Origin of the sequence: Nonomuraea sp. NPDC048901, from assembly GCF_040649695.1 — a bacterium.
GTDB lineage: Bacteria > Actinomycetota > Actinomycetes > Streptosporangiales > Streptosporangiaceae > Nonomuraea.
In genome coordinates this window covers 745,844-759,231 of record NZ_JBEZFW010000004.1, presented here as the reverse complement: position 1 = coordinate 759,231, position 13,388 = coordinate 745,844, and the positions used below count along the sequence as shown (strand labels likewise).

General features: G+C 69.9%; 9 protein-coding genes. 4 read left to right on the top strand and 5 right to left on the bottom strand.

What is annotated here, in order from left to right; all coding sequences use genetic code 11:
- Window positions 1-58: 58 nt before the first annotated feature.
- Window positions 59-3,313, bottom strand: a complete 3,255-nt coding sequence (locus AB0C30_RS17375) for an ATP-dependent DNA helicase (RefSeq protein ID WP_357944438.1) — start codon at window positions 3,311-3,313, stop codon at window positions 59-61.
- Entirely contained in the window at window positions 3,307-6,546 is a 3,240-nt protein-coding gene (locus AB0C30_RS17370; protein WP_357944436.1) for an ATP-dependent DNA helicase, read from the bottom strand. Before AB0C30_RS17370 ends, AB0C30_RS17375 begins: the two co-directional genes overlap by 7 nt.
- Before the next feature lie 205 nt (window positions 6,547-6,751).
- Here AB0C30_RS17370 and AB0C30_RS17365 point away from each other — a divergent pair, with 205 nt between their 5' ends.
- The 4 genes from AB0C30_RS17365 (at window position 6,752) to AB0C30_RS17350 (ending at window position 9,709) form a co-directional block, all read left to right on the top strand.
- Window positions 6,752-7,414: a class I SAM-dependent methyltransferase gene (locus AB0C30_RS17365; RefSeq protein ID WP_357944433.1), complete on the top strand. Its 663-nt coding sequence runs from the start codon at window positions 6,752-6,754 to the stop codon at window positions 7,412-7,414.
- Between the two features lie 51 nt (window positions 7,415-7,465).
- Window positions 7,466-8,584, top strand: a complete 1,119-nt coding sequence (locus tag AB0C30_RS17360; protein WP_357944430.1) for an XRE family transcriptional regulator — start codon at window positions 7,466-7,468, stop codon at window positions 8,582-8,584.
- Between the two features lie 115 nt (window positions 8,585-8,699).
- A complete protein-coding gene (locus AB0C30_RS17355; RefSeq protein WP_357944427.1) occupies window positions 8,700-9,119 on the top strand; it encodes a hypothetical protein in 420 nt (139 codons plus the stop codon).
- 143 nt (window positions 9,120-9,262) lie between these two features.
- Complete coding sequence (locus AB0C30_RS17350) at window positions 9,263-9,709, top strand: GNAT family N-acetyltransferase (RefSeq protein ID WP_357944425.1); 447 nt, start codon at window positions 9,263-9,265, stop codon at window positions 9,707-9,709.
- Window positions 9,710-9,765: 56 nt separating this feature from the next.
- Here the strand turns inward: AB0C30_RS17350 and AB0C30_RS17345 are convergent, their stop codons facing one another.
- The 3 genes from AB0C30_RS17345 to AB0C30_RS17335 form a co-directional block, all read right to left on the bottom strand.
- A complete protein-coding gene (locus AB0C30_RS17345; RefSeq protein ID WP_357944422.1) occupies window positions 9,766-12,618 on the bottom strand; it encodes a CDP-glycerol glycerophosphotransferase family protein in 2,853 nt (950 codons plus the stop codon).
- A gap of 95 nt (window positions 12,619-12,713) precedes the next feature.
- The gene (locus tag AB0C30_RS17340) at window positions 12,714-13,037 is read right to left on the bottom strand and encodes an MGMT family protein (RefSeq protein ID WP_357944419.1); all 324 of its coding nucleotides are present in this window, start codon (window positions 13,035-13,037) and stop codon (window positions 12,714-12,716) included.
- A complete protein-coding gene (locus AB0C30_RS17335; protein ID WP_357944416.1) occupies window positions 13,025-13,384 on the bottom strand; it encodes a hypothetical protein in 360 nt (119 codons plus the stop codon). Before AB0C30_RS17335 ends, AB0C30_RS17340 begins: the two co-directional genes overlap by 13 nt.
- Window positions 13,385-13,388 lie beyond the last annotated feature (4 nt).

Below are 13,388 nucleotides of genomic sequence, written 5' to 3'. Positions count from 1 at the left end.
TCGTGGCCGGGGTCCTTAGGAAGGAACGCCCTCCGGGGGAGGCGGAAGATGCCGGGACCTAGGAGATGGGAACCGCCTCTATAAGCGCGACCAGGCCGTCGGCATCAAGCAGGTTCACCGGGCGGACGGTCTGATTCATCCGGACATAGTGGAAAGCCGCCCCCACCTGCTCCAGCGGCACCGCCGCCAGGTGTGACCAGGCCAGCCGGTAGGCGGCCAGCTGCACCGAGGCGGCGCGGGCGGCCTTCCCGCGTGGTGGCGCGCCGGTCTTCCAGTCGACGACCTCATAACGGCCGTCGGGCAGCTCGAAGACCGCGTCCATCCGGCCGCGCACCAGCCGGTCGGCGATCATGGTCTCGAACGGCACCTCCAGGTCGAGCGGCCGGCGCCCGGCCCATTCGCTCTCCTCGAAGCGTTCCTGCAGCTCCGCCAGCCGTACGTCGGCCTCTTCCAGCTCGTCCACCAGGTCCAGGTCGAAGTCGTCGAGCAGGCGCTGCTGGTCCCAGCGCGTCTCCAGCCACTTGTGGAACGACGTGCCACGACGAGCCAGCGGCGCGGGCTTGACCGGGACGGGACGGCGGATCCTGCGGGCCAGTTCGCGGGCGTCCTCGGCCAGCGTGACCAGCGACGACACGGTCAGCTTCGAGGGCAGCTCGACGGTGGTGGAGCCGCGCCGCCGGTGCAGCTCGCGCTCGCGCAGCAGCAGGTCGGTGTCGCGCTCCCAGGCGCGGACACGTTCCTCCTCGAAGGCGCGCAGCGGCTCGTCCTCGGCGGGGGCGAGCGTGCCCGTCAGCGCGTCCTCGACCAGCCGCGCCCCGTCCAGCACCGACTCATAGCGCAGGCCCTCCGGCGTGACCGGCCACACGGCCTCGGCGGGCTCGGCCAGCAGCGGGTTGGTCGCACCGGCGGCGAGCTCCGGCGCCCAGAACGCGACCCGGTCGCTGGTGTCGCGGATCTCCAGCAGGAAGTCCGACGGCTCCAGCGGCTTGGAGGCGCTCCCCCAGCGGTAGCCGGAGGCGATCAGGTGGTAGTGGGCCCGGGTGACGGCCACATAGGCCAGCCGCCGTTCCTCCATCAGATCGCGGTCACGGCAGCCCTCGTCGAACGCGGCCAGCTCCTCCTTGGTGAGCCCCGTCAGGCGCGGCAGGTCGGCGACGTCGCCGCGGAGCGGGTAGGGGAGTTTGCGTGGGTTGTCGGTCCAGCGGCTGTTCATGACCGGCGTCGCGGGGAACATGCTGCCGGTCGCGATCGTGCCCTTCGAACTGACCAGCTGCGACAGTCCGGGCACGACCACGATCGGCCACTCCAGGCCCTTGGAGGCGTGCACGGTCATCAGCTTGACGCTGTTGCTCTCGCCGACCCGTCCGGCCTCCAGCCCGAACTCCTCGGTCTCGGCCGCCTGCAGATAGGCCAGGAACGCGCCGAGCGTCGGATCCTCCGCGTCGCCGGCGAACCTGGCGGCCGCGTCCTGGAAGGCGTCGAGGTCGGCCCTTGCGGCGAAGGCGCTGACCGTGCCGCCCCGGGCCGCCACCTCGATGTCGAGGCCCAGCCGCCGCTCCACCTCCGTGATCAGGTCGGGGAGCGGCTGGGCGGTGTGCGCCCTGAGTTGCCGCAGCTCCTGCGCCAGCGCGACGAGCCGGGTCCTGGCCAGCGGCGAGAACGCCTCCAGCCACGCCTCCCTGTCGGGCAGCTCGTCGAGCGCGTCGATCAGGCTGCCGCGCTCCTCGGCCAGGTCGGCGACCACCTGGTCCAGCGGGTCCTGCTCGTGGCGCGTCTCACGGGCCTCGCGGGTCAGCTCTCTGGCGTACTCGCCCAGCACCCGCATGTCGGCGGGCCCGACCCGCCAGCGCGGTCCGGCCAGCAGCCGGGCCAGGGCGTCGCCGGCGGTCGGGTCGTACAGGACTCTGAGCGTGGCGACGATGTCGTTGACCTCGGGCACGGTCAGCAGCCCACCGAGACCGACCACTTCGACCGGGATGTCGCGCTCTTCGAGAGCTCTGCGCAGCGCGGGGAACTGCGACCGCTTACGCGCGAGGATCGCCACATCCTGGGGTTGTACGGCGAGCGTCTTCTTGCGTTCCTTCTCGCCCCAGGGCAGGCCGTCGGGCGCGAACTCCTGGCCGAGGATCTTGTGGATGCCGTCGGCGATCCACTTCGCCTCGTCCTCCGCGGTCTCATGGAAGGCGCAGGTGACGCGCCCCCGGTCGACGCGGTTGGCGCCGGGGACGAGGACCGGCACCTCGCGGGCCTCCATGCGCAGCGGCAGCTGGACGCGGGCGGCGACGTCGAGGACACGATCGCCGTTGCGGAAGCTGACGCTGAGCTGGCGTACCGGGGCCGGGTCGCCGGTGCTCGTCCTGAAGTCCTGGGCGAAGCGCCGCAGGTTGCCCGCCGAGGCGCCGCGCCAGCCGTAGATGGACTGGCAGGGATCGCCGACCGCGGTGACCGGGTGGCCGTTGCCGTACAGGGATCGGAGCAGTACGAGCTGGGCGTGGCTGGTGTCCTGGTATTCGTCGAGCAGCACCACGGAGAAGCGGGACCGCTCGATCTCGCCCACCTCCCGGTGGCCGGCGGCGATCCTGGCGGCCAGCGACATCTGGTCGCCGTAGTCGATGACCTCACGGCCGCGCTTGAGCCGCTCGTACGCCTCGACCAGGGGCAGGAGCTGCCTCCGCGCGGCCTGGACGTTGATCGGCTTGCGCTGGGCCACGGTCGTCCGGCCGGTCAGCGCGGCGTACCTCTCATCGAGCCACTCACCGATCCGCCGCACGTCTGAGGCGGTGCGCAGGTGCTCGGACAGCTCGCCGGCCAGCTCCAGGACGGCGGCCGTGACGGACGGCGGGCCGAGCTCGATCTTGTCCATCGGCCCGTCGTACATCGCCACCACCCTGGACGCCAGCTGCCACGAGACGGCGGGCGTGACCAGGCGCATGGTGGGTTCGAGGGCCTCGCGCAGGGCGTGGTCGGTGACCAGACGGGCGGCGTAGGCGTGGTAGGTGGAGACGGTCGGCTCGTTGTCGAGCAGGCCCGGCTCGACCAGGCCGGCCTCGGCCAGGCCGGTGAGCCGTTCGCGGACGCGGGTGGCCAGCTCGGCGGCGGCCTTGCGGGTGAAGGTCAGGCCGAGCACGTTCTCGGGCTTGACCAGGCCGTTGGCCACCAGCCAGACCACGCGCCCGGCCATGGTCTCGCTCTTGCCCGAGCCCGCTCCGGCCATGACGACCATGGGTTCGAGCGGGGCCTCGATGACGCGGGACTGTTCGGAGGTGGGGGACAGGATGCCGAGCTTCTCGGCCAGCTCGACCGGGTTCAGCACACCTGTCCCCCGTTGTCGTTGACGGGGCAGCTGGACCTGGCCGCGCAGGTGCGGCAGCCGTCGTTGACCTTGGCCTGGAAGAACGGGCCCGACATGCCGATCGCCACAGTGTCGACCAGGTCCTTGGCCCAGCCGGGGTTCTTGTCGTCGGCCAGCGCGCCCTGCGTCTGCTCCAAGGCGTCGTTCTTGCCCGCCGCCTTGCCGACCTGGACCAGCGCGGCACCGCCCGGCTCGGTCATGCCGTGCCGGGCGAACGCGCCGAGGAGCGCGGCCAGCTGGTAGACGCCGAGCTGCGGGTGGCGGTCGAGCTCGCCCGCCTTGGGCTTCGCGCTGCCGGTCTTGAGGTCGATGATCACCGCGCGGTTCTCCGAGTCGCGTTCGACGCGGTCCACGCGGCCCTTGATCTGTACGCCGTCGGAGACCGTGGCGGTGAACGCCTCTTCGAGGGCGACGAGCTCGCGTGGGTTCTCCTGGTGCCAGCGCCAGAACTTGGTGATCATCTGCTCGGCCACCTGGCGCTGCTTGCGGTTGAACCAGACGCCGCCGAAGTCCAGCTCGTTCCAGATCTCGTCCAGGCGCTTGCCGAGCAGGTCCTCGCTGGGCAGGTCGGTGGCGGCGAGCACGGCCAGAGCGTGGATGACGGTGCCGAGGCCCTGGGCCGAGCTGGTGCCGGCTGCGCCGACGGCCGTCTCCAGCAGCCATCTCAGGCCGCACTTGGTGAAGCTCTCGACCGCCGAGGGCGAGATCCTGACGATGTCGTCGGGCCAGCTCAGGGGGCGGTCGTCGGTCATGGGGGTGAGGGCGTACCAGTCGTTGGGGTGTGCGCCCTGGACTCCGGCCGCGGCCAGGCGGGCGAGCTGTGTGGCGGCCTTGTGCCGGATTTTTCCCGATTTAGTGGGATCGGTTACTGCGCTGCGGAGATCCGCCACGAGCGCGGACATGTTCAGCCACCGCGCCCGGTCGTCCACCGTGGCGGCCTCGACGGCGCCCGGCATGAGCTCGCTGAGGAACCTCGACGGCCGCTCGTCGGTGTCCTCCCCGCCCACGGCCGTGACGACCAGCCTGCGCCGGGCGCGGGTGACGGCCACGTAGAACAGCCGCCGCTCCTCGGCCAGCAGCTTGGAGGCCAGCGACGCCGCGTTGGGCTTGCCGCCCTCGACCAGCTCGACGAGATCCTCCACGCCCAGCAGCGTGCCGCGCAGCCGCAGATCGGGCCAGACGCCCTCCTGCACACCCGCGACCACCACCACGTCCCACTCCAGCCCCTTGGACCGGTGGGCGGTCAGCACCCGGACGGCGTCACCGTCGGGCGCCCGCTCGGCCAGCGTGTCACCCGGGATCTCCTGCGCGGCCAGATCGTCCAGGAACACCTCAGGGCCCGCCTTGGGCATCCTGTCCACGAACCTGGCGGCGTGGTCGAACAGCGCGACCACGGCGTCGAGATCCCTGTCGGCCTGCGCCCCTCTGGCGCCGCCCGACAGGCTGAGCTCGGTCCACCGCTCGGCCAGGCCGCTCTCGTGCCAGACGGCCCACAGGACCTCCTCGGCGCCGGCGTGGTCGCGCACGGCCTGGCGGGCGGCGGCGAGCAGCTTGGCGACGCGTTCGGCGGGGAGTGCCACGTGGGGCTCGATCCGGGTCAGCTCCCGCGCGTCCTTGACGGCCGCGACCAGCAACTCTCCCGAGGTACGCGCATGCGTGACCTCTTTCGCGGGCTCGCTCTCGGACTCGCCAACCGTCGCCTCGTTGTTGTCGGGCGTGGCGGCCAGCGCCTCGTTTTCGGCGATCTTCAGTGCCCGACGCAGCCGCCGTACGCCGATCATGTCGGTGCCGCCGAGGGGCCCGGTCAGCAGTTCCTCGGCCACCCCCTCGTCGAGCTCGCCCGCGTCGAGGGCGATCCTGAGCATCGTCAGCAGCGGGCGTACGCCGGGCTCCTGCGCGATCGGCACCTCGTCACCGGCCACCATCGTCGGCACGCCCGCGCTGACCAGCGCGCGCCGCAGCAACGGCACCTGACGGGCCGCCGACCGGACGAGCACCGCCATCCGATGCCACGGCACGCCGTCGATCAGGTGGGCCCGCCGCAGCGTGTCGGCGACGACGGCCGCCTCCTGGCTGGTGCTGTCGGCCAGCAGCACGCGTACGTCGCCGTCCTCCATCTCGGGCAGCGACAGCAACTCGCGATGCCCGTGAGGACGTCCGGCGGCCATGGCATCCGGCATCGGCGCCGCGGGCAGCCGATCGGCCACCCGCCTGGACGCCGCCAGCAACTCGGCCCCGCTCCGGCGGCACATCCGCAGCGCCACCACCGGCGCGTCCCGCCCGTCACGGGCCGGGAACCGCTGCGGGAACCCCAGGATCCCCCGCACATCGGCCCCCCGGAACCCGTAGATCGACTGGTCCGGATCGCCCACCGCGATCAGGTCACGCCCGTCACCGGCCAGCTGCCGCAGCAGGAACTCCTGCGCCGGGTCGGTGTCCTGGTATTCGTCCACGAAGACCACGTCGTGTGCCGCCCGCTCCCTCCGGCGCACCTCCGGGTCGGCGAGCACGCCCGCCGCCGCCCTGATCAGCTCGGCGTAGTCGAGCGACGGTTCGGGGTCGAGGTCGAACCGCACTTCGTACCGCTCAAGGAACCGGCCGGCCGCCACCCAGTCCGGCCTGCCGTACTGCCTGCCGAGCTCCTGCAGCCGTGGGCCGCCGAGCCCGCGCTCGCCCGCGCGCGACAGGAAGTCGCGCAGCTCCTCCGCGAACCCGCGCGTCTTGAGCGGCTCGCGCAACGCGACCGGCCAGTCGCGCGCGCCGTCCTCCAGCTCGCCGTGCAGCAGCCGCCGGATCTCCAGCAGTTGCTCGGGCCCGGTGAGCAGCCGCGGCGGCGTCTCACCCGCCAGCACCGCCTCCCGCCGCAGCAGCGCGTAGGCGTAGCTGTGGAAGGTGAGCGCCAGCGGCGTCCTGGTCGTGCGGCGCAACCGCCCGGTGACCCGTTCACGCAGCTCACCGGCCGCTTTGCGGCTGTATGTCAGGATGAGGACGCGTTCGGGATCCACCCCGCGCCGCTCGATCCGGTCGACCACGCTCTCGACGATCGTCGTGGTCTTCCCGGTGCCGGGACCGGCGAGCACGAGCAGCGGCCCGCTCCGGTGCTGAACCACGGCACGCTGGTGCTCATCGAGCACAGGGGCCGCAACAGGTCCCCCGCTCCCACGCCGCACCAACCGCCAGGTCTGAGCACTCACAACACTAGATTCCACCAGACCACAGGGGTAGATCGTGCCGAGTTGACCTCTCTACCACGCGATCGGCCAACGCTACCGGCGTAAATGTCACCACACCCAACGACACGCCGCAGGGGCCCGGCGTGGAGTTTCGCGACATATCTTGACTTGCCCACAATGCGATATATCGTGACTTGTACACCGCAGCAGAGAGGAACGACACGTCATGACCAGAACCGACAAGGGCTACAAGGGCATCGGCATGGAAGGCTCGATCGCCCGCTGGTACGCGAGAAACACCGGCAAGGACCCGTCGAGGTTCGCGGAGCAGGCCCAACTGGTCCTGGAACACGCCCCGGCAAGCGGCGACATCCTGGAGGTGGCCCCCGGCCCCGGCTACCTCGCCATCAGACTGGCCAGAACCGGCCACTACCGGGTCACCGGCCTCGACGTCAGCTCCTCATTCGTCCAGATCGCCCGCCAGAAGGCCGCCGAGGCGGGCGCCCAGGTCGACTTCCGCCAAGGAAACGCCTCGGCCATGCCCTTCGACGACGAGAGCTTCGACTTCATCGCCTGCTGCGCCGCCTTCAAGAACTTCTCCGACCCGGTCGGCGCCTTACGCGAGATGCACCGCGTCCTACGCCCCGGCGGCTCCGCCTACATCAACGACCTGCGCCGCGACGTCTCCAAGGAGGCGGTCGACGAGGACGTCGGCCGCATGGGCATCGGCCCGGTCAACGCCGTCATCATCCGCTACGTACTCCGCTCGGTCCTTCCCAGGCGGGCGTACGACAAGAAGCAGTTCGCGGCCATCATCGCCCACACGAGCTTCCGGACGTTCACCATCCAGGAGACGCCGATGTCCCTTCTCGTCGAACTGCGCAAGTAACCCGCCCGAGACACACAAGGCGCCAACCCGGCCGTGTGCGATAATGGCACAATGACGGAGGAGCAAGGGTGGCGCGAGGTCGGCAGGCGCGTAGCGGGCGCCCGCAAGACACGCGGGCTCAGTCAAGACGAGCTCGCCGGGCAGCTGGGCCTGGAGCGTACGGCCATAACCAAGATCGAGACCGGTCGCAGGCACATCAACTCCCTTGAGCTCGTAAGGCTCGCCGAGGTCCTGGACCGCCCTTTGCACTGGTTCGTCGCCACTCCACCGGCTGCGATCATCAGTCGTCGCGCGGCGACCGCCGATCAACGCTGCGACCCGAACAGCGATTACGCGATCGAAGACCTCGCCTACGATTTGTCGGTTCTCCTGGACGCCAGAGCGCTCGGACCGAACCCAGCCAAAGGCGCGTTGGGCGCGGTCAGACCAGGTAGTGAGGGTTGGGTTGTCGAGGCGGTCGCGACCGAGGCCAGGCAGCTGCTGGGAGCGGACGCGGGCTCACCCTTGTACGATCTCGCCGACCTGGTAGAAGGCGTCGGCCTGTTCTGTTATTCACTTTCCCTGGGCAAGGCCGCCGCAGATGGCGCCTACGCCGAAGTGGACGGCCTCGGGGTCGCTGTGATCAACGGCGATCTCGAAGCCGGAAGAAGGCGCTCCACTCTCGCCCACGAACTCGGCCACCATCTCTTCGGAGACGCCTACTCCGCCGACTGGGGCACAGACACCAGCGCCATCGAGAAGGCAATCGACTGCTTCGCCGTCAACCTGCTGTTTCCCCGCAAGGGCGTCACCCAGCAATGGCACTCCCTCCGGGAGTATCACGACCTACGGCCGGCGGCCATCATCATCAGCGCGCATTATCGAGTCAGCTGGACGGCGGCGCTACGGCAGCTCAAGACCTTTGAGCTGATCTCGAAGGACGACTACCGGGCCCTCGATTCGCGCTCGCCCACGCGCGCGGATTATCTGGAGTGCAATCTGCGCATCACCGCGGAGCTGGAGCCGCCCTATGTCGCGACAGGGATATCCGCAGCGGCCATTCGCGCATATCGCAGCCACAAGCTGTCGGCCGAACGGGTCATCGAGATGTTGCGTGGTCAGATCGAAATCGATGATCTGCCGGCCCGCGACGAGATTCCCCTGGACGCGCTCCGAGGCGAGCTGCGTTGAGCAACGAGCAGCTGGTCATCGACAGCTCCCCCCCCTGAACTACTTCGCCCGCTCGAACCAGCTGCCCCTTCTGGGAAAGCTGCTGGCCGGCCTCACATGCCTGATAGTGCGCGCAGTGGAAGAAGAGCTGCTGAACGGCGGATCAAAACACGCGCAGCTTTACCAGGTGTCCATGCAGCCATGGCTGACCACGGTCGACGTGACCACGCTGGACTACCTCAGCCTCTTCTCCGAATATCACGGCCGTCTCGGGCGCGGATCGCGCAACATCGGCGAAGCGGCGACGCTGGCATACGCGGAGCTGCACAACGCCACAGCGATGATCGACGATCGGGTCGGCCGCCGGCATGGCCTGGACAGAGGTGTCAAGGTAACCGGCACGCTTGAGGTCCTATGTACGGGAGTTCGCGAAGGAGTAATGGAGGAACAGGAGGTGGTGGCGGTGGTCGATCTTCTCCACGATCACGAAGCCTTTCTTCCCTGTGATGGCGCTGGCTTCTTCGCGTGGGCACGCGCCGAAGGACGTCTGAACTGATCCGCCCCTTCGTCTCAGGAGGAGGGCCGCCGCCAAGTGGTCTTCTGCTTTCCCCGGAGAGTGGGCGTGCCACAGCGGTCCACCCGTTTCATAGGTTGTGACCTCAGCCCTGTCTCGCCCGAAGCTCTCATGAAGAAGGTCACGTGATCGACGTCCGCAAGCTCCGCCCGTCTGACAGAGCGGCTTGGGAGAGCCTGTTCCGCGCCTACATCGACTTCTACCAGCGAGTCGAGCCGGACCTGATGTACGACAGGGCGTGGGATGAATTCCAGGCGGACACGCGTCTCCACGCCCTCGGCGCGACACTGGACGGCAGGCTCGTAGGGATCACGCATTTCTTCACCCATCCGAGCACCTCAGCGCCGGATACTGACGTCTGCTATTTGCAGGACCTGTTCACGGCTGAGGATGTGCGTGGGCTGGGTGTGGGTCGTACGTTGATCGAGAGCGTGGTCGACTGGGCCCGGGATCGTGGTTGCGATCGCGTCTATTGGAACACCCACGAGTCGAACGCCACCGCGCGGCGCCTTTACGACAAGGTGGCCGTAAACCGGGGCTTCATCCGGTATCAGATCGACCTGCCGCGATAGGGATCGATCCTGGGTTCTCGACGGCCACCCACCCAGACGGGTGGGTGGCCAGCTGTCTAGGAGAACAGGTGGTCTACGACTCGGGCCGTTGCCTTGCCGTCGTCCCTAGGAGCGAAGGTGGCGCGGAAGGCGTCGTAGCGGTCCGCGTGGGCCGCGGCCACCGAGTCGATCGAGCGTAGTGCGTCGATCACCTCCGCCGACGTCGACAGCACCGGCCCCGGCGCCTGCTCCGGGAGGTCGATGTAGAGACCGCGCTTCGATGAGTATTTCGCCAGGTCGTACCCGTAGAAGACGATCGGGCGGCCGGTAGCGGCGAAGTCGAACATGACCGAGGAGTAGTCCGTGACCAGCACGTCCGTCACGAGCAGCAAATCCGCCATATCGGGATAAGTCGTGACGTCGTGGGCGATGTCGGGGACGGCGGGCATGGCTTGCATGGGGTGGGCCCGGACCAGGAGTTCGTGGTCGGCGCCCAGTGCCTCGCGGGCCTTGGCCAGGTCGAGCTTCACCATCGCGTTCTTGCGGTCATAGTCTCGCCAGGTCGGCGCGTACAGCACCACACGCTTGCCCTCGACCAGGCCCAGCCGCTCCCGCACCGCGGCCGCCAGCGAGTCGCGGTCCGGCGAGGTGAGCACGTCGTTGCGCGGCAGCCCACTCTCCAGGATCTCCCCCTGGTAGCCGAACGCGCGCCGCAGCACCGGCGTGGCCCAGGGCGACTGCGACAGCAGCACGTCCCAGCCGCGCACCTCGGCCGCCTGCCGGTGCCAGATCGGCGGGCGGGGGTCGCGGGTCATGTGCGGCTGGTCGTTGCCGATGCGCTTGGCCGGCGTGCCGTTCCAGGTCTGCAGGACGACCTGGTCCTCGCGCGAGCGGAACCAAACCGGCAGGAACGCATTTGTCACGATAAATCGGGACCGGGCGAGCGCAGCGTGGTGCTCGCGGCTGCCGGCGCGTACCGAGGTGGTGCCCGGAGGCGGCGTGAACGCGCCGTCCTTGACGATCCAGATGTGCTCGCGGTCATCACCCCGCCGCACCCGCTCCTCGTAGATCGCCCGGACGCTGTCGGCGTAGAGGCGGCCGTCGTTGACCACGTAGACGGTCGCGTCGGTCAGCGGCTCGGTGCGCTGTGCCGGATAGAAGACCCGCCGCAGCACGTGAGTGCCCGCGACGCCCTTCTCGTCGGCCGGCCGCTCCTCTTCCACGGCCACCACCGGCACGTCGAAGCGCGTCGAGAGCATCCGGAAGGACCGCCCCTCGGACGCGCGCGGCTCCTCGTCGAGGCCGGGCAGCGCCGCGTGGTCCATGCGGACGGGGACGATCTCCCCGGACGGGTGCCGGAGCGACATGTTCCAGGTGCCGGACGACAGCGGCACCACCTCGCCGAAGCGGTCCATCGACGCGGGCTCGAGGCGTACGGAGAACTGATCGCCCGTACGCTCCATCGGCACGTGGTAGGACAGCCCCGACCGGTGGCGCAGCGTCAGCACGCGCGGCCCGGCCGCGTCGGGGTAGTTGCCACGCAGCACCAGCGTGAGCCCCTCCCACACCGCCGAGGTGATCACCGGGCGGATGCGGTGGGCGGAGACGAGCACGCGGTCGCGCCGGTCGCCCAGCACGGTGATCTCGCGGTCGCCGGACGGCATCCTGGTCTCCACCAGGTCGGCGAGCATGACGGACGCGGCGGGATCGCCCTTCGGCTCGACCCAGAGCCGCCGCCCGTCCTTCTCCTGCAGCAGGGCGGACACGGCCTGGCTGACCAGCACCTCGGTGCCGTTGGCCACCGGCGTGAACTCGGCGGCCATGCGGTGGCCGCCCAGCCGGGCGTGGCCCTTGGTCACCGTACGGCCGGCCAGGAAGATCTTCAGCTCCAGGCGGTCGCCCTCGACGGAGACCCCGGTGAGCTCGGCGCGGTTGGGCTGGAGCACGACCTGCAGCGCCCGGTCGGAGGTCCACACCGGCCTGGCCCACCAGCCCGGCCGCAGCTTGAGCCCGGCGGGACGCTCGGTGCGGCCGGGGGACGCGCCACGCAGCAGGCCCGTCGCCCGCGCGCCGCGGCTGTAGAAGACGATCTCGGCCCGCCACGTCGTGGTGTCGTGGACGGCGGGCCGGTGGCGCATCCGCCTGCGTACGGCGTGCACCAGGCCACGCACGGCTCCGCGCCAGCGCAGGGACCATGGGCTGAGGTCGGCGGTGAACCCGGACCAGTCGTAGTTGCAGCCGGGCTCGCGCGCGCCGTGCGTTGCCTCGGGGGCCAGCACCCGGCGCGTGCGCAGGCGCACCGGAGGCAGCCAGCGCGGCCCGCGCAGCACCACGGTCGCCCAGTTGAACCGGCGGCTACGCACGGACAGGCCCGCCAGGTAGGCGAAGCCGGTGACGCGCAGCTTGCCGTTGACCCAGACGATGTCGTCGATGTGGGTCACGGGCACCAGGTCGGCGCGCCGCAGCCGGTAGAGGGCGGCGGGGAGCTCGTCACGGAAGGGCAGGTCGGCGTACCAGCGCAGACCCGCGCGGATCCGCTTGGACGGCTCGGCCGCCGCCGCCACGACCTTGGTGAGCGTGTCGCCGTCGACGAGCTCGTCGTCCGGGCGATGCTCGATGAGGTGGCAGATCAGGCGCCGCGCGACCGGCAGGTCACGCTTGACGCCCGCGTCCACGGCCGCCAGGTAGGGGCGCAGCAACGTGATGAGCTCACGCCTGCGCGCCGCGCCACGCTTGACGGCCAAGTCCATCCGCGCGCCCAGCGGTCCGCTGAGCACCTCGGTGTCGAACGCCGAGTCGCGGCCGCCCGGTCCGACGGCCTTCATGACCGCGTCGAGCGGCTCGCCTCGGTCACAGAGATCCTGGACAGCCTTCAGGCGATCGGCGATCAGATCGCCGCCCTGACTCAGGGCTGTGACGCCGGTTGCCATCGGTAAGGCACCGCCTTTCGAACCGCCATCACTGGTTCTAGCCATCGTAAGGGGAGTCACGTGCGGCGGATTCGCTCAACGAGCGAATCCGCTGGTCAAACTCGTTTCTGAGAATCGGCTGAACGACCGTCCCAGCGCGCCTGGCGCATGTCGACGCGCTCACCGCGCAGGGGGGTGCCCTCTTCGCGCCAGTGCTCCAGACAGCGTCGTACGTGGTCAGGGGCCGCGCCGGTGCCGTCGGAGTGCACCACGCGCCACCACGGCACGCCGCCGCCCCAGGTCGACATGACCTGCCCGACCTGACGTGGTCCGCCCTCGCCGAGATATTCGGCGATGTCGCCGTAGGACATGACCATGCCCGGCGGGATGGACTCCACTACCTCGAGGACCCGTTCGGCGAACGGATTCACGGAGTCCATGCGTTGGGCCCCGCCTCGATCATTTCGTGAAACTTGCCGATCTCGACCACCGAACCGCCGGCCACCAGCTCCACGATGCCGTCGCGCAGCGTGTAGCTCTCGCCGTCTTCGCCGACGAGCCTGGCGCCGAGGGCGGCCGCCAGCAGGACGAGCTGCGCCACTTGCCAGTCGGAGCCCGGCTCGCCGATCACCTGATCGCGCCAGTGCCCCACGACGTGCGTGTCACCGGCGTGTCCGGTGACGATCTCGTCCGACCCGCGCACCCCGAAACCGGCCGGCGCGATCGCCTTCGCGAGCTCGGAAAACGCCAGGGGCGCCTCACGAACCACGCGCAGCTCGTATCCCATGACG